The organism is Aeromonas sp. Y293-4, from assembly GCF_027705905.1.
In the GTDB taxonomy this organism is placed as follows: Bacteria; Pseudomonadota; Gammaproteobacteria; order Enterobacterales; family Aeromonadaceae; genus Aeromonas; species Aeromonas veronii.
In genome coordinates this window covers 1-15,464 of sequence record NZ_JAPDCI010000032.1, presented here as the reverse complement: position 1 = coordinate 15,464, position 15,464 = coordinate 1, and the positions used below count along the sequence as shown (strand labels likewise).

Sequence of the window (15,464 nt, the reverse complement as noted above, 5' to 3'; positions counted from 1 at the left end):
TACCCCTCTGGAGGCCACGGACGGCGCGGCCTCCAGAGCACTTTGTCGTTTTTGGACGGAAAATCCCTAGAACCCCTTCATGGCGCAATTCTATTTGTCCCTGGGCCTGCTGTGGTGCGTATTGCTGGCGATGGGCGGCTTGTTCCTCGGGCGACGGGTACTCAAGCTGCTGGCCGCAATTCGTGAACCGGCTCTGCTGGCGTTCTCGACTGCCAGCTCCGAGGCGGCTTATCCAAAGACGCTGCAACGCCTCGAACAGTTTGGCTGTTCCAAGCGCATTGCCAGCTTCGTGATGCCGATGGGGTATTCGTTTAACCTCGATGGCTCCATGATGTACTGCACCTTCGCCACCCTGTTCATTGCCCAGGCCTATGGCATCGATCTGTCGTTTGGCCAGCAGATCACAATGTTGCTGTTGCTGATGGTGACCTCCAAAGGGATGGCGGGTGTGCCGCGGGCCTCACTCGTGGTGATCGCGGCGACCCTGACCCAGTTCCACATCCCCGAAGCTGGCATTTTGCTGCTGCTGGGGGTGGACCATTTCCTCGATATGGGGCGTTCAGCGACCAACGTACTGGGCAATGCGATTGCCTCCTGCGTAGTCTCGCGCAGTGAAGGCGCGCTGGACGAGGCGATGGACGACGAAGCCTGGGCCAGACAGCAGGCCGCACAGGTTGCCGCGCCGGTGGCGTTACACCCCGCCGAAGCCAGCGAAAGCTAACGGCTGGGCATAGCGTGCCCTTCAAGGCCTGACCCCGTGTCAGGCCTTTTTGTTGTTATCCGTGCCGGGCATAAATAAAGCGGCGGTGTAGATTGTGACTCACGCTCATTTGGCGCTACTCTGAGGAGCCACCTATCGGCATTCATGCTGGAGTTCACTATGAAACCGCTTCTTGTCGTCTCGCTCTGTCTGAGCACTGCTCTGGGTGTTTCTTCTTTTTCGGTGCAGGCAGAAAATCGCCAACCTGATCCCTCCTGGCGTTTGAACAAGGTCATCATTGTCAGTCGGCACGGGGTGCGTCCCCCCACCAAGATGACGCGACAGATGAGCGAGATCACGGCGCAAACCTGGCCCACCTGGTCGGCGCCACTGGGCCATTTAACGCCGACCGGGGCCAAGTTGGTCACCCTGCTCGGCGGCTATTATCGTGAGCATCTGCAGCAGGCCGGGCTGTTTACGTCTGCTTGTCCGGCCGAAGGTACACTGTTGAGCTGGGCTGATACCGATCAGCGCACCCGGATGACTGGCCAGGCCTGGCTGGATGGGTTCGCCCCCAATTGTGGCCTCAAGATCCAGTCCCAATCTGATACCCACAAGCTGGATCCGCTATTCCATCCATTGGAGGCGGGCGTCTGTCGCGCCGACAAGCAACAGGCGCTGGCGGCCGCGCAAAAAGCGGCAGGAGGGGATGTCGCGGCGCTGTCGGCCACGTATCAACCGGCATTGCAACAACTGGAGCAGGTGCTGGATTTTGCCAACTCACCTTATTGCAAGCAGCACGGTGCGTCAGGCTGCTCGCTGATGGCCGCGTATCCGGGCAAGCTCAGCGCCAGTGCCGATGGCAGTGTCAAGTTGGAGGGCAATCTGGCGCTGGGCAGCACGCTGGGTGAGATCTTCTTGCTCGAATACGCCGACGGCATGCCGGCGCAATCTGTGGCCTGGGGCCATGCATTCACGCCGGCGCAGTGGCAAAGCCTGCTGGCCGTGCACAATACCCAGTTCCGCATTGCGCAGCAGACGCCCTATATCGCGCGTTTCAAGGCGTCACCGCTGATGGCGCGCATTCAGCAGGCGCTGAAGTCCAATGACAAGGCCCGGCTTGAGTTGCTGGTCGGACACGACACCAATCTGGCGAACCTGGCCGGCCTGTTAGGCGTGCAGTGGAGTCTGCCGGGGCAACCGGATAATACCCCGCCGGCCGGTGAGCTGGTGGTGGAGCGCTGGCAGGATAGTCAGCAGCAGTACTGGGTGCGGATGCAGTTTGTCTACCAAACGCTGGATCAGCTGCGCGCACAGACCCCGTTGTCACTGGCGACACCTCCTGGGGTGGTGACGCTGGCGTTGCCGGAATGTCAGACCCAGTCGGTCAACGGTGCCTGTCCACTGACGCGTTTTATGACGATTACCCAGCAAAAACTGCAACCGGCTTGCCTGAAGCTGTGAGTGTTGGTGTTAGCCATGGAAAAGCCGTTGCCTTGTGGCCGCGGCTTTTTTTGTGCGTGGGCAGGGTCAGCCGCCGCGGGCATGACGGGCCGCCGCGGCAAACAGCGTGGCATCAGGGCGAATGCCGGTGTAGAGCACAAACTGCTCCACGGCCTGCAGCGCAAACACCTCGGCGCCGGTGATCACCACTTTGTGCTGTGCGCGGGCGTTGCGGATCAACGGGGTCAGCTCCGGCATCGCCACCACATCGAATACCACGCTGGCGCGGGCGATCAGCGGCTCGGCGAACGCCAGTTGACTGGCTTCGACGCCACCGGCCATGCCCAGCGGCGTGGCGTTGATCAGCAGATCGGCACTCAGGCCGTCACAGCTCGGTGCCCAGTCATAGCCGTATAATGTGGCCAGCGTCCGACCGCTGTGCTCATTACGCGCCACCAGGGTGCCGTGCGCAAAGCCGAGCGCCTTGAGGGCGGCCGCCACCGCCTTGGCCATGCCGCCGCAGCCTTGCAGAATGAAGGGGCGTGCCTGATCAACCCGATACTGTTGCAGCAACTGGTAGATGGCGAGGTAATCGGTGTTATAGGCCTTGAGGTGGCCATCTGTGTTCACCACGGTATTCACCGAGTCGATGGCGCGCGCCGAGGCATCGAGTTCATCGACCAGGGGGATCACCGCCTCCTTGAATGGCATCGAGATCGCGCAGCCACGGATACGTAACGCACGCACCCCGGCGATGGCGCCGACGATGTCATCAGTGGCAAACGCCTTGTACAGGTAGTCGAGGTTCAGGGCGTCATACAGAAAGTTGTGAAAGCGGGTACCGAAATTGCTGGGCCGTGCCGACAGCGACATGCAGACAACGGTGTCCTTGTTCAGAAGACGGGTCATGATGATTCCTCAGTGGGCCGGCGAGGCATGCCGGCAGCAAATGACGGCGCTAGCATGCCGGCGGTGGCGCAGACAAAAAAGGGCTGGGTGCGCTTTTTTTGTTTCCGCTTTTTGCCGCAGCATGGCTTAGCCGGGCTGAAACGGAAACAGCAGTGGCACCACCAGCACGGTGACCGCCATCACCAGCAGCGTGAACGGCACGCCGAGTCGGATAAAGTCGCTGAAACGGTAGCCACCGGGCACCAGCACCAGGGTGTTGACGGGGGAGGAGACCGGCGTCATGAAGGCCGCCGAGGCGGCAATCGCCACCGTGATGGCGAACGGATAGGGTGACAGCCCCATCTGCTGGGCGATGCCGATGGCCACCGGGGCCAGCAACAGCGCCGTGGCGGTGTTGGAGATAAACAGCCCTATGCTGGCGGCGAGCACAAACAGCACCATCAGCATCAACCGGGGTGACAGATCGCCAAACAGCTGGCTCATGCTGTCTACCAGCAACGCCAGGGCGCCACTTTTTTGCAGTGCGGTGGCAAACGGCATCATGCCGATGATCAACAGCAGCGTTGGCCACTGGATGCTGCGGTAGGCGCTCTCCATATCCACACAGCGAAACAGTCCCAACAGCAGACAGGCCAGCAGCGCGGCGATCACATTCGGCACCCAGCCGCTGATCATCAAACCGACCATCAGTGCCACGCACATCAGCGCCAGCGGCGCCTGATTTTGTGCCGGCGCCATTTCGTCCACTTCTGCCGGCAGATCGAATAACAGGAAGTCGCGTTTGTGCTGTTGCAGGTAACGGATCTGCTTCCATTCACCCGCCACCAGCAGGGTGTCGGCCAACTGCAGCGGTTCATCGAGCAGACCGTCGGTCAGCGCCTGCCCCTGACGCTGGATGCCGACCACGCTCAGCCGGTATTCACGGCGAAACGCCAGTTGCCGCAACGTCTTCCCCAGCAGCCGCGAATCGGGGATCAGCAACACCTCGGCCAGACCGACACTGCGGGCATGTTCGGAAAAGTACTGGCCACGTAGTGGCAGCGGCTGTAACCGGCACTGCTGGCAGAACGCCTGAACATCCTCTGCGGCGCCAACCAGATCCACCAGCAGCACATCGTGCGCCTCGAACTGACTCTGGGTGGTGACCCCGACCAGCTGATGGTGAAAGCCGCGACGCCGCTCTATGCCGAGCACATTGGCGCCGAAGCGGGCGCGCAGGCGCAGCTGTTCCAGCGTCGGGCCAATCAGCGACGAGCCAGGCTGGATCTGCAGCCGGCAGGCGCGATCGGCCAGCTGATAGCGGCTGATCAGCTCCTGCATGTGTCGCCGACCTTGATGATCACGCGCTTGTGGCGGCACACCGCTGAGCAGCCGATTGCCCAGCAGGCGCATGTAGCCGATACCCAGCAGCAGGATCAACAGCCCCAGCGGCGTAATATCGAAAAAATTCAGCCCCGCCAGCCCCTGACGCTCCAGCTCGCTGCTGACCACCAGGTTCGGCGGCGTGGCCACCAGCGTCAGCATGCCGCTGATCAGGCCCGCCATGCTCAAAGGCATCATGATGCGTGACGGTGGCACGCCCACCCGACTGGCCAGGCTCAAGGCCACCGGAATGAAGATCGCCACCACACCGGTAGAGCTCATCACCGAGCCCAAGGCCGCCACCGACACCATCAGCAGGCTGACGAGCCGCAATTCGCTGTCGCCGGAGAGGCGCAGCAGCCAATCGCCGACCCGGTAGGCGACGCCGGTGCGGGGGTACGCTGAACATGCAATTGCAGGTATCAAAAAGGGCAGCTACTTAGCTGCCCTTTTTTGCACCTGCTTTTAACTGTCTCTCAGAGCGGTGAAGAGTTGCATCACATTGCGCTTGATCCTGATAGTCAAGTGTCGCTTATCCAGGGCCAGAACGAGCATGTCGGTTTCGGTACCTTGCTCCCCGTTACGCAAAGCCTTCCAGAGCTGGTGGCCAGCAGAATTTTCCGGGCGCGGCGGTTGCTTCCCGAGCTGTGCATACATCGCGGATTCCAGATGGGTCAATAAAGTGAACTTTGCCTTCATGTCAGTGCCGATAAAATTCCGCATCTGGAGAACGCTGGGATCATCACCGACGGTGCACTTTTTGGTCAATACCGACCGGCCAGCCGCAATGAACTCAAAACTGTTCCATTGAGGCGCCATGTCTGTTCGTGCTTGTTTCCCTGCATCTTCAAATCGTTGCTCCAACAATCTCTTGCGGTCAGCGCCCTTGATCTGGAACTCCATGGAGTTGTCTCTCACAACGACATCAAAAAACTCAGTTTTCACGACTTGCTGTTCATCACCTGGGCGCATGCCTGATGTCTCAGCTCGAATACGCTCAATGTCTTGCTGGGACATCGGTGGCTCACCGTCTTTTCGCAGTAACTCGTCAACCAGGTAGATGAAGGGAGCTCGGATTCGATGTGTGGCCCCAAACGCCGGGGTAATCGTCAACGCTCCCTTGGCGAAAAGGCCCCAGTCAAACCCATCGGTCTTGAATGAGTGCCCAAACGCCCATGCTGCATCGTAAAGCGCCTTACTGAGCGCGGGGTTCAGGTTTGCTTGCGCGGGAGGAGGGACAAGCAATGAGCTTGGTTTCTGGTGAAAGCTCATGAACAAGCCAATGGACTGTTCATCATTCTCATACATGTTGAGCTTTTGATGCTCGAAATGGATCTGAACCTGCATGAGGCGCAACAGCATGTCCGGCACGGTATTAACTTGTCGCTCCCATTTGGCGTAGCTGTTGAGGTTATTGCAACTGAACAGCTTCGCCATGTCGGCCTGTGAGAATGGGGTGGCCTGCTGGTGGATGTGGGAAAGGTAAAGCCGAACAGATTTCATGTGGTCCGGATATAACATGAGCTCGGGAAACGATAGGGTCATGAAAACTCCTTGGGCCTATTGAGGCGCCGCGGTAAAAGTCTTGGTGCGACAATGCACCCGGCGCTGGCCGGGCGAGGGGTCGCAGTACGGTAATTAGAGATAGAGTTTCAGGTTGTCGTCCAGCTCCAGCTTGAGCTGAATGCCGAGCAGAGCCGCAGTCATCACAACGGATTCACCGGACTTCTTGATGGCACCGAGCATCACGCATCGGCCATCCCATAAGCCACTTGCGCGGTAAGTCAATCCATCACGCTCAAGGTCCACCAGCCGCCACAGATCAGCCGGGGAATCCATCAAGGGGAACAACCGGACAATGGCAAGGAAACCCACATTGTGAGGCAGGATAGACAGGTCGCGCATGGCGGGCAATCCCCCCGTGGCTTTGCTCATGGCCTCATAGACAGCCCAGAGCTCGTTCATATAGGGGTGCCACTTGTCCCAGCTCGCCTCCATCTTCTCAAGGGGGAGTGAAGCCAATTGCTTCTGACTGGTACCCAGCAATATGCACATGGCCTCTTTGAGGATGGCCGGGGTCACCAGCTTGTTTGACGACTTGGACACCACTGACTTTTCACACTCCAACACCTCCGCCGGGAAGTTTTGCGGGATGAATGCAGACAGCGGATTGGCGTGATCGTAGATGGCGTTGAGCGAAGGGCTAACTTTGGCCGCCGTGCTGTTGATGGAGCTAAAGAGCTGCTGTTTGTCGCGCAGTGTAGTTGCACCGACGATATGAAGTGGGATGGTGTCGTTCCACTCGGGTTCGTCCATAGCCCGAATGATGCAAGCCTTGACTCGCTTCTGGCCATCGACCAGGTAGAGGTCATCCAGCTCGACTTCAACGAGGCCTGGGGCTGCGGGTAGCGGCGTCACGCTCACGACGCGGGCAGTGGCAATTGGCGATCCAAAGGCCCGTACCGACCGGTCCAGGTAATTCACGATCCGCTTCACATGCAGCATGTCTAACGCACGTTGGGCACGAAGCTGCGGATCTGACTCGTGTGAGATTCCCTCATAGTAAGCCGCAAACATGGCAGGTAGGGCCTGCGTGCTCACAGAGCAGGTGTAGGTATCGAAGCGACCAAATGAGCCTTTGAAAGCGATGATGCGAGTAGTCATGTCGTGGTTCCCGTGGCGGTCTCAAATTTATGAAATGAATTATGGACTATCCCGGCGGGATAGACAATAATTAATTCACGAGTTCAGGAGGCGACACTATGAGCAACGAATATCAGGTACTAGAGCTGAACGGCCTTGAATGTGAAGAGGCCATGATGCTCGTCAATCGAGCGTGGCGGAAACAGCACGGCAATGGTGCCCTGCGCATGTCCTCTGCGAGTGCCCCTTTCCATAGTCTCCTGAGCAAATGGGCCGCCGCCAAAGAGCTGGTCTTGGTACCGTGCATTGTCCCTGTTCAAGGACAGGAATGGGTTGTTTCAGTCGAAGTCGGAGAAGCCCATGTTTAACCAGGTAGCCGGTTATGCCCAGTTCGAGATGGCGATCCTGGGGGGTGAGCTGGCCGTGGCCAACATCGACCCCCGGCGCGAGCTCATCTTTGAATCCGCTCAAGAGCTCTTTGATGAGTTGGTGGATGGCCGTGTGATCCCCTTGATCCAAGAACATGTCCTGCGCGTGGCAAGCTCATTCGGTAAAGACAGCACACTCCTGTTGGCGCTCATCGTTGAAGGACACCGCCGCGCCAAGCAGCGCGGTTTGCCGGTGGCGGGCCCGCTGATCGTGACGCATGGTGACACGCGCATTGAAAATCCGGTGATGCATCAATACGCCACTCGTCAGATGAGGCTACTGGGTGAATACCTAGACAAGGAAGGGATAGCGCACGAGCTCATTACCGCCTCACCCGAAGACCGCTATTCGTGGCCGGTGATGTACGTGGGTGGACTCAAGCTGCTGACCGTGGGCGCGTCGGCCACGGCGGATTGCTCCATTGTACTCAAGCAAGACCCGTTGAAGCGCGTGGAACGGGGTCTGGCCCGCGCCTACCCTGAGATCGTGACTGCGACCGGCGTGCGACTCGACGAAAGCGCCAGCCGTGCCCAGTCGATTCGTGAGATCGGTCTCCAGAATGCTACTGTCGTCCACAACAACGGTAACCGCGATGTCGCGCCAATTGTCGACCTGACAACTGCCGAAGTGTGGCTCTTGCTGCGCTGCCTGGGTGAGGGCGCAAGCCGTGAATACGGCAACAGCCTGCCGTACTGGGACTCCTCTACGTTTTACCTCCGTCGTATGTACGACGACCAGGACGAGTCCCAGTGCCCCATCACCGGCTCATCCTCCCTGGCGAGCAATGTTGGCTGCGGTGGATCGTCCCTGCGGGGTGGCTGTGCGCTCTGCACAGTGGTCAACAACGACAAGCAGGCCGAAAGCCTGACCGACCTGCCCCAGTTCCCCCAGTTAGAAAACCTGCTGGCGATCCGCAACTGGCTGTCGCGCAACTTTAGCAACATGGCCTATCGCCGCTTTATCGCTCGCAAGCCCAGCGATGATGGGTACCTCAAGCTGCAAGCGAACACATTCAACGAAGACTGGATGACGGAGGTGCTGCGGTGGTTGCTGCAAGCTGATCGAGATGAGCAGCGTCGTGCCGATGACTTCCGTGAAAGATTGCTCACCGGAGAGTGGATGGCCGACTCAGGGGTGGTGGCCATTGCGAACGATGACAAGCTCACGCCTGCACAACGCGTAGAGTGGCTACGTTGGTACCTCGAAGACATGGCCCAGCCCACGTTCGAGCTCGTTACACCAAGCCAACTGCTGCTGATTGATGCGCTCTGGAGCCGTGACGGCTATCGGCTGGCGCCTTTCACCGCGCTATCCATCTGGAAGGAGGTCAACCACCAGAACATCAGCGTGCCGTACCCAGCCCTTGATGGCGAGCGGTTCAAAGACCCGATCCCGGCGCCGGTCTATTACCCCATTGGCAACGACCCGGAGCTGATGTCGTTGTCGGACATCGAGGCGACCGGCGTGTTTGATCGCTACCTGGCCGACCTCGACTCCCTTTCCTTCGGCAACTGCGGGGGCGCGACAAAACAGGTGCGCAAAGAGATTGCTACTGCGCCCGTCTGCTATGGCACGCTGGAAGGCGCCACCTTCCGTGGGTGGTTCGGGGATACCTTGGTTGTCCCGGTCGTCACACGCCCGGATGACGGTGATTGCGGTTATACCATCGACCAGGACGCTGCTGAGTGGATCACCGGCCCGATGATTGATGACTACCTGGGTGATTTGGGCCAGCTGGACCGCCGCAGCTCTGTTGCTCTGCGTCGTCTACTGAGCGAGGGGGTGTTGAGCCTGTCCGTGCAGGCCCAGCGCAACACAGCACGGATGATGGCGCGTGCCGAACTATACGAGATTGCAGGCATGAGCCAGCTTGAGGATGGTAACCCGTTGATGTTGGCCAACTGCATCTCCCAGGCTGAGTATGAGGCGGTAATGAAGGAGACGATTAAGCCAGCACCAAGCTCACTCCTTCCGGTAAGCATCCCTTCGGTAGAGCAACAGTGGGCCGACCTTGGCTTGGCGGTGGACGGTGTGCTGGTACTCGCTCGTCAGCTTGAATCACGCCGACTGAGTGTTGGACTGACCGTTTCCCAGATGGGGGCTGGGTGGGTTTTTGATGGCGTTAACTACAGCGAGCTCCAGCAGGTGATCTCCGTGCAGTTGCAGGCCATCCACCAGCTATTTAGCCGCCCTGAGCGCATGCTGTGCCTCCTGCCATCTATCGCATGTCTGCATAAGGGCCGGGGTCGTGAACACAACACTCGCCTCAAGCTACTCCAGCAACGTGCTTTGCGTACCTTGCAGTCTGCCCGTGTGGAGGCACTGGTGCTGGTGGCCGATGCCATCAAGGCGTGTGGTGAGGGCTCCTGCGTGGGTCTCGTACCGGTATTCGTGGCACAAGGGGGCGGCATGGCCATCATCAAGGATCTGACCGGGGCCAGTGGCTACATCGAACAGTTACAACAGTTGTATCGTTACGCCAAGTGCGCCTAGCCCGGTGGGCCACAGGCGCCACTATATCGACACACTATCGACACATCAGTATAATGCGAAATATATTGCACGGATTAAAGGGGTTGACATGGTCGAAATTAAGCCGCTGTCACCTGATGAGTTCAAGGCTGTTCTGGATGGCAAAGGTTGGACGGCTGACTTGCTTGCCGTCAGGTGGGGTATGACGCGGCGGCGCATTCAGCAGATTGTGGCTGACGCTGAACGCCCAAGGTACTATGACGACGCGGTGGCCAACCTTCCTATCGTCATTCGCATGTGAAATATATTGCTTGCCAGTAAGTGAAATATATTTCACTATTGGTCATCAGCTGGGGCGTAACTTCTAACCCCGATTACACCGAAAAATGTCCCAGGAGAAACCGTTGTGAGCTACGAAGAGAAAAATGCTGCGCTGGATCAGCTGATCCGTCCTCTTCCCAATCCGCGCTACACAATTGACGCCTCGTTCCGTTATATCGAGCACCAGTTGAATGGATACGAACAGGATTGGGGTGGCCTAAACCTCGAACCCGATTTCCAGCGTGGCCATGTCTGGACGCACGAGCAACGGGTCGCATTCATTGAGGGGATCTTCCGGGGCACGGTGGGGGAAAGCCAGCGCATCATCCAGTTCAACGTTCCGCACTGGGACGATGAAAATCATGGCGGTGACCTTCCAAACGAGATCCAGATTGTCGACGGCTTGCAGCGCCTAACCACGGTCCGAATGTTCATGGCCGGTGAAATCGCCATCTTCGGCGGGCTGAAAGCCAGCGACCTTGACGGCTCAAAATACGCCGTAAATCGCCCCAGCTACCGCTTGCAGTTCGCCATTCACAACTTTGCGAACCGAGCAGATTTACTCCGGTATTACCTCGCCATTAACTCTGGCGGGACACCACATAGCACAAGCGAAATCGAGCGTGTGAAAGGGTTGCTCGCCGCAGCCGACCGGGCTGTATAACCCGCAGGTCCCCACAACGTACAGGATGCCGAAAATGACTGACTATCTGAACGTATACCCGGCGGCCCGCGCCTTTGCAGAAGCGAATACACAGCAGTGTGCACAAGAGATTGTGGGATGGCGAGAGACTGGGATTTATAAGGGAACAGCATTGCGAGAACTGGCTGACATTCTGAGCCCAGTTTTCCCCCATAGTGACATGCGTCTGGCGGAGGATCTCGTCATTGAGGTTGCGCTGGCAAAACTGGCCGGCACCAAAGAAAACTCAAGCCAGGAGGCACAACAATAAAATCCTCTCTGTCCGAGACGCCGCGAGTCATGCATGCCGCTCATGCAGCTCGTTACGATCACCCCAAGGGCATTGCCCTTAACCTTCAGGACGCCGATGGAATCGGGCTGGGAATCGAATGCTAATAAAGGTATCAACAACTTTTGGTGTATGGCTAATTGCTTTTGTGATCGTTATGGCATTTGCCAAATTGAGAGGCGATTTCAATGGCTTAACGTTGGCACTGTTGCCTACAACAGTGGCTTTTATGTTAATTTTTGGCTTTCTGAAACAGGTTGCTGCAATGTGCCTTGAAGCCGCAAAGAACGACCTCAGAAAGGCCAAGGAATAATCCAACTGAAAGCCCCGGCCCTCGATGTCGCACCACGAAAATGAGGTGGTGACCAGGAACACCAGTGCCATCTAACCGGCTGGCCAGGTGCTCACCGGCCCCTATCACAGGAGCTCACCAGTACCCGCAGGCCTCAATGTCGCACTGCGACTGGGAGGGGCCGCACATTCTGCTCATCTCAATGATCACCTTCACTGGAAGAGTTTTGGTTATCACACCTCATACTTCATACTTCACATTTGACGTATCATCCATCATACTTCATACATAACCACACATTTGCGAGCCTTACTGTAGGAGGATGGCAACCGATGATCATAATCAGTGGCAGTAATAAAGGCGGGGCGGGTAAGACCACGACCGCTGTCAATTTGGCTGTGGCGCTGGCCATTCGAGGACATGACGTTTGCTTGTTCAACGCGGATAAGCAACGCTCTGCGGCTAACTGGTATGACACTCGGGAAGAAAATGGCTATGAGCCAAAGATCACCCTGGTTGAAAAGTTCGACAATATCGCCTCGACCCTGCGCTCCCTTGATAACAAGTATGACTATGTGATTGTTGATGTTTCAGGGAAGAACTCCCGCGAGTTGGTGACCGGCGGGCTGGTGGCCGATGTGGTCATTGCCCCGCATCAGTGCAGTCAGTTTGACATGGACACCCTAGAGGAACTTGAACAACAGACAATCGCTTGGTTGGACCAAAACCCCAAGCTGAAAGTCTTTAGCTATCAAACGATGGCCACCACGAACCCAGTTCTGCAAGGTAAAGAACGTCATGAGTTTTTGGAGTTTATGAAGGACTTTGAGGGCATCACGCCACTGAAAGCCATTGGCTACCACCGAAAAGTGTATCGTGATGCGGTGAGTGATGGACGAGCAGTTGTCGAGCTCAACAACCCCAAGGCCACTGCTGAAATAAACGCACTGATTGAGGAGGTGTTAAGTGGTGCTTAAACGTAGAGGTTCTGCGAAGGAATTACCGGATGCTGAACTTGATAAAACGGCTGATCAGATAGCTAATCGAATGGCCGACAAGGTTTATGGTGATGATCCGCTACCAATCGGTCAGGAGAAAACACAACAGCGGCGCCGCATCACTCTGTCCCTCAATAAGGCCAATGTGCAAGCGATTGAAGAGATTGCTTACCTCAATAAGACCAATGAGTTAGAGGGGCCAAAGAATGCGTCTGGCATCATAGACATAGCCTTGAAGCAGTATCTTGAGCGTCATCACAAGCTGAATAAGGGTTGAGAACAGTTCCCGTTCATCCACCCCGAACGATAGGGGCTAGACTCCACTCTAGGTGTTAGCCCCTATCGACAATCGCCCATCCTTGATCACCGCAAACGCAGCTCTCATTGCCCAAACCTAACCGGCACATTCCGGCAGCGGCCCGTCGGCCAGGCCATCCCGGTAGCCCGGTGGCCAATCCCAATCGGCAGGGCCCACCCCGGCGGCCCCGGCCCCAGGTGGTCGCCGGTACCCGCAGGCCTCGATGTCACACCCCGACCGGCACCCGATCGGCAGCTCATCCCGGTAACCTGGTGGCCAGGAGAACACCGGCACCGGCCCCGGGTGATCGCCGGTACCCGCAGGCCTCGATGTCACACCACGACTTGCACAGCTCCGGCACCCGCCCGGCGGCTCATCCCGGTAACCTGGTGGCCAGGAGAACACCGGCACCGGTACTAGGTGATCGCCGGTACCCGCAGGCCTCGATGTCGCACCCCGACCGGCACAGCCGCGGCGCCCGCCCGTCGGATGATCCAGGTAGCCCGGTGGCCAGCCCCGGCGGCTTGGTCTTCTAGGCGCCCGTCGGCACGCAGGCCTCGATGTCACACCACGACTTGCACAGCTCCGGCACCCGCCCGGCGGCTGATCCCGGTAGCCCAGTGGCCAGGAGAACACCGGCCCCGGCCCCAGGTGATCGCCGGTACCCGCAGGCCTCGATGTCACACCCCGACCGGCACAGCCGCGGCGCCTGCCCGTCGGCTGATCCAGGTAGCCCGGTGGCCAGCCCCGGCGGCTTGTGTGGGATGAAAATAAAGTGTCATCCCCGAAAATAGAGTTTCATCCTTGAAAATAAAGTCTCACCCTAACTTTCCTAGAACACCATGCCGCAGCTACCGTTGGCCCTTATACGGGCCATCTTTATGGCTTACTTCCTCTTTTTTTCCCCAGATATGGGCATGAAACAGAGATTGTGATAAATGTAACTAGACATATTTGACGGGTCAGCAGACTGAGGGCATACTAGACGTATATGACTAGAAACGCGAATGGAGCCTTCCATCAAATCATCCGTAGCAAAGGCTGGACACTGGCCGAGGTCGGAATCCGATGGGGCGTGACTGAACGGCAAATGAGCCGAATTGCAAACAGTGGAAAGCTGAGGGATCTCGACGCTGCCGCTGGATTGCCAGATCGTAGGCAGCTCGATAAGAGCCAGTAGATAGAGGAAAGACGGCATGGCCGACCATATCGAAGTAATCAAGACGCTGACCATCCCAGACTATCGCGTTGAAATGTGCATCGTGTCTGTGAGCGGCGAGTTGTTTGTTAAGTCGCCGGATTTTGATACCCGCATCCCCTACTGTGGGACGCTGGATCTTGATGATGGCATCATCGCGGTGATCATGGCTGACGCTTACGAAAAGATTCTCGAAACGTCCATGCCCGAATTTGAAGCCCAGCGCCACGCCATCAGTGCGGCTCTGGAAAGTGCTTTCGGATCTGATGACCAGTGCATCAAGCACTGAGATAGAGGAAAAACGGGATGAATATTACGGATTACGTCAGAGAACGCCTGGATGGCGCATCACAGAAAGAGCTACAGGCCATCGTAGATGCTGACATGTCTCAAGTGGACGATGACCCCATGGCTGAGGCGATTGCCGCTGAGCTGGTTGTGCAAGCGAAAGAAAGATTGTCGGCCATTCAGCCAAACTGATCGAGGAAAAAACGGACTTATGAGTAACGAAAATCACCAGCGATTCACCACCGAGCAGATCCGCCAGCGCCTTGAGGAAGGCGGCGAGTCGGCCCGCTGGTTGGCTCAGGCAGTTGTGTCTTACTATCGGCCAGCCGCCCCGGCCCCTAGCCTGTTTGCCTTCTCGACGAAGTTGGACGAAGAGGCGCAGGGGATGTTTTTCCAACTGCTGTTGATCCGCAGCAAGCCGGATTGGTCTGATGACCAGCTCGCCGCCCTGGTGCGCGAGTGCGAACAGTACCTCACCAACTGATCGGGGAAAAACAGACCATGGCCATGGACGACCTGAAAGCGGGCGTTGTGAGAATTTTTGCCAAGAGCGGCAATACAGTGCGCCTTATTGAGCGAGACGGTGAGGGCTGGATCGTAGAGCGGACAACCGGGGCATCAGCTGGAAAACAGATGTGGTGCCCATCCCGTTCCCTGGTCAAGTCACTCGATTCTGAGTAAGAGGAAAAACGGCATGGCTGACAATCGAGAGTTTGCCGAGCAAATCGGGGCCGCAGTCGCCAGCCTTGGCACAAACGAGGCACTGGGCTGCATGGCCAGGGTGATGTGCTGGGTCGCATCAGACCACTGTGAGTAGAATAAAGTTTCGTTACTAAGTAATAAAGAATCATACTGAGTATTAAAGATTCATACTTAAATGGCAGCGATCAGAGTACACTGCCATTTCTAAAACGTTTATGCCCCATTCCTTCTTAGACCTTGTATCTACTTCAAATTGCAGGCTTCCGTTTAAGGTTACTTTACCTAAGGAAGGTGCGAATAAGCGGGGAAATTCTTCTCGGCTGACGCAGTCATTTCATTTCTTCATGTTTGAGCCGATTTCTTCTCCCGTAAATGCCTTGAATCAGCCTATTTAGACCGTTTCTTCGCCATTTAAGGCGTTATTCCCAGTTTTTAGTG

At 57.3% G+C, this 15,464-nt stretch carries 16 protein-coding genes and 1 pseudogene; 13 read left to right on the top strand and 4 right to left on the bottom strand.

What is annotated here, in order from left to right:
* Positions 1-76 precede the first annotated feature (76 nt).
* A pseudogene (locus OKC31_RS20770) lies at positions 77-721 on the top strand (dicarboxylate/amino acid:cation symporter); the annotation flags it as partial.
* A gap of 159 nt (positions 722-880) precedes the next feature.
* On the top strand, positions 881-2,164 hold the full coding sequence (locus OKC31_RS20765; protein WP_270657599.1) for a histidine-type phosphatase: 1,284 nt from the start codon (positions 881-883) through the stop codon (positions 2,162-2,164).
* Positions 2,165-2,230: 66 nt separating this feature from the next.
* On the opposite strand, the gene OKC31_RS20760 is transcribed toward OKC31_RS20765, so the two are convergent.
* From OKC31_RS20760 to OKC31_RS20745, 4 genes are all read right to left on the bottom strand, one after another.
* Positions 2,231-3,052, bottom strand: a complete 822-nt coding sequence (locus tag OKC31_RS20760; RefSeq protein WP_270657597.1) for a shikimate 5-dehydrogenase — start codon at positions 3,050-3,052, stop codon at positions 2,231-2,233.
* A 126-nt stretch (positions 3,053-3,178) separates the two neighbouring features.
* Positions 3,179-4,840, bottom strand: coding sequence for an SLC13 family permease (locus OKC31_RS20755; RefSeq protein WP_270657595.1), 1,662 nt, complete (start codon positions 4,838-4,840; stop codon positions 3,179-3,181).
* 39 nt (positions 4,841-4,879) lie between these two features.
* Positions 4,880-5,959, bottom strand: a complete 1,080-nt coding sequence (locus OKC31_RS20750; protein ID WP_270657594.1) for a hypothetical protein — start codon at positions 5,957-5,959, stop codon at positions 4,880-4,882.
* A 93-nt stretch (positions 5,960-6,052) separates the two neighbouring features.
* Complete coding sequence (locus OKC31_RS20745) at positions 6,053-7,078, bottom strand: DNA sulfur modification protein DndB (RefSeq protein WP_270657593.1); 1,026 nt, start codon at positions 7,076-7,078, stop codon at positions 6,053-6,055.
* 98 nt (positions 7,079-7,176) lie between these two features.
* On the opposite strand from OKC31_RS20745, the gene OKC31_RS20740 reads away from it, so the two are divergent.
* From OKC31_RS20740 to OKC31_RS20690, 11 genes are all read left to right on the top strand, one after another.
* Complete coding sequence (locus OKC31_RS20740) at positions 7,177-7,425, top strand: hypothetical protein (RefSeq protein WP_270657592.1); 249 nt, start codon at positions 7,177-7,179, stop codon at positions 7,423-7,425.
* On the top strand, positions 7,418-9,979 hold the full coding sequence (locus tag OKC31_RS20735) for a phosphoadenosine phosphosulfate reductase domain-containing protein (RefSeq protein WP_270657591.1): 2,562 nt from the start codon (positions 7,418-7,420) through the stop codon (positions 9,977-9,979). The genes OKC31_RS20740 and OKC31_RS20735 overlap by 8 nt, the downstream gene beginning before the upstream one ends.
* Before the next feature lie 88 nt (positions 9,980-10,067).
* Positions 10,068-10,259, top strand: a complete 192-nt coding sequence (locus OKC31_RS20730) for an XRE family transcriptional regulator (RefSeq protein WP_270657590.1) — start codon at positions 10,068-10,070, stop codon at positions 10,257-10,259.
* A gap of 105 nt (positions 10,260-10,364) precedes the next feature.
* Positions 10,365-10,943, top strand: coding sequence for a DUF262 domain-containing protein (locus OKC31_RS20725; protein ID WP_270657588.1), 579 nt, complete (start codon positions 10,365-10,367; stop codon positions 10,941-10,943).
* A 34-nt stretch (positions 10,944-10,977) separates the two neighbouring features.
* Entirely contained in the window at positions 10,978-11,232 is a 255-nt protein-coding gene (locus OKC31_RS20720) for a hypothetical protein (RefSeq protein WP_270657587.1), read from the top strand.
* A gap of 118 nt (positions 11,233-11,350) precedes the next feature.
* Positions 11,351-11,563: a hypothetical protein gene (locus OKC31_RS20715; RefSeq protein WP_270657585.1), complete on the top strand. Its 213-nt coding sequence runs from the start codon at positions 11,351-11,353 to the stop codon at positions 11,561-11,563.
* Between the two features lie 311 nt (positions 11,564-11,874).
* Positions 11,875-12,519, top strand: a complete 645-nt coding sequence (locus OKC31_RS20710) for an AAA family ATPase (RefSeq protein ID WP_270657584.1) — start codon at positions 11,875-11,877, stop codon at positions 12,517-12,519.
* Positions 12,509-12,817 (top strand): hypothetical protein, encoded by a 309-nt coding sequence (locus tag OKC31_RS20705; protein WP_270657582.1) that lies wholly within the window; start codon positions 12,509-12,511, stop codon positions 12,815-12,817. Before OKC31_RS20710 ends, OKC31_RS20705 begins: the two co-directional genes overlap by 11 nt.
* 1,217 nt (positions 12,818-14,034) lie before the next feature.
* The gene (locus OKC31_RS20700) at positions 14,035-14,325 is read left to right on the top strand and encodes a hypothetical protein (protein ID WP_270657581.1); all 291 of its coding nucleotides are present in this window, start codon (positions 14,035-14,037) and stop codon (positions 14,323-14,325) included.
* A gap of 17 nt (positions 14,326-14,342) precedes the next feature.
* Positions 14,343-14,516 (top strand): hypothetical protein, encoded by a 174-nt coding sequence (locus OKC31_RS20695; RefSeq protein ID WP_270657580.1) that lies wholly within the window; start codon positions 14,343-14,345, stop codon positions 14,514-14,516.
* A 19-nt stretch (positions 14,517-14,535) separates the two neighbouring features.
* Entirely contained in the window at positions 14,536-14,808 is a 273-nt protein-coding gene (locus OKC31_RS20690; RefSeq protein ID WP_270657579.1) for a hypothetical protein, read from the top strand.
* Positions 14,809-15,464 lie beyond the last annotated feature (656 nt).

Bases quoted from the DNA above. Each gene is read 5' to 3' on its own strand.
- OKC31_RS20710 (WP_270657584.1), top strand. From the start codon at position 11,875: ATGATCATAATCAGTGGCAGTAATAAAGGCGGGGCGGGTAAGACCACG.
- OKC31_RS20715 (WP_270657585.1), top strand. From the start codon at position 11,351: ATGCTAATAAAGGTATCAACAACTTTTGGTGTATGGCTAATTGCTTTT.
- OKC31_RS20735 (WP_270657591.1), top strand. From the start codon at position 7,418: ATGTTTAACCAGGTAGCCGGTTATGCCCAGTTCGAGATGGCGATCCTG.
- OKC31_RS20750 (WP_270657594.1), bottom strand. From the start codon at position 5,959: ATGACCCTATCGTTTCCCGAGCTCATGTTATATCCGGACCACATGAAA.
- OKC31_RS20720 (WP_270657587.1), top strand. From the start codon at position 10,978: ATGACTGACTATCTGAACGTATACCCGGCGGCCCGCGCCTTTGCAGAA.
- OKC31_RS20730 (WP_270657590.1), top strand. From the start codon at position 10,068: ATGGTCGAAATTAAGCCGCTGTCACCTGATGAGTTCAAGGCTGTTCTG.
- OKC31_RS20760 (WP_270657597.1), bottom strand. From the start codon at position 3,052: ATGACCCGTCTTCTGAACAAGGACACCGTTGTCTGCATGTCGCTGTCG.
- OKC31_RS20765 (WP_270657599.1), top strand. From the start codon at position 881: ATGAAACCGCTTCTTGTCGTCTCGCTCTGTCTGAGCACTGCTCTGGGT.
- OKC31_RS20740 (WP_270657592.1), top strand. From the start codon at position 7,177: ATGAGCAACGAATATCAGGTACTAGAGCTGAACGGCCTTGAATGTGAA.
- OKC31_RS20690 (WP_270657579.1), top strand. From the start codon at position 14,536: ATGAGTAACGAAAATCACCAGCGATTCACCACCGAGCAGATCCGCCAG.
- OKC31_RS20695 (WP_270657580.1), top strand. From the start codon at position 14,343: ATGAATATTACGGATTACGTCAGAGAACGCCTGGATGGCGCATCACAG.
- OKC31_RS20700 (WP_270657581.1), top strand. From the start codon at position 14,035: ATGGCCGACCATATCGAAGTAATCAAGACGCTGACCATCCCAGACTAT.
- OKC31_RS20745 (WP_270657593.1), bottom strand. From the start codon at position 7,078: ATGACTACTCGCATCATCGCTTTCAAAGGCTCATTTGGTCGCTTCGAT.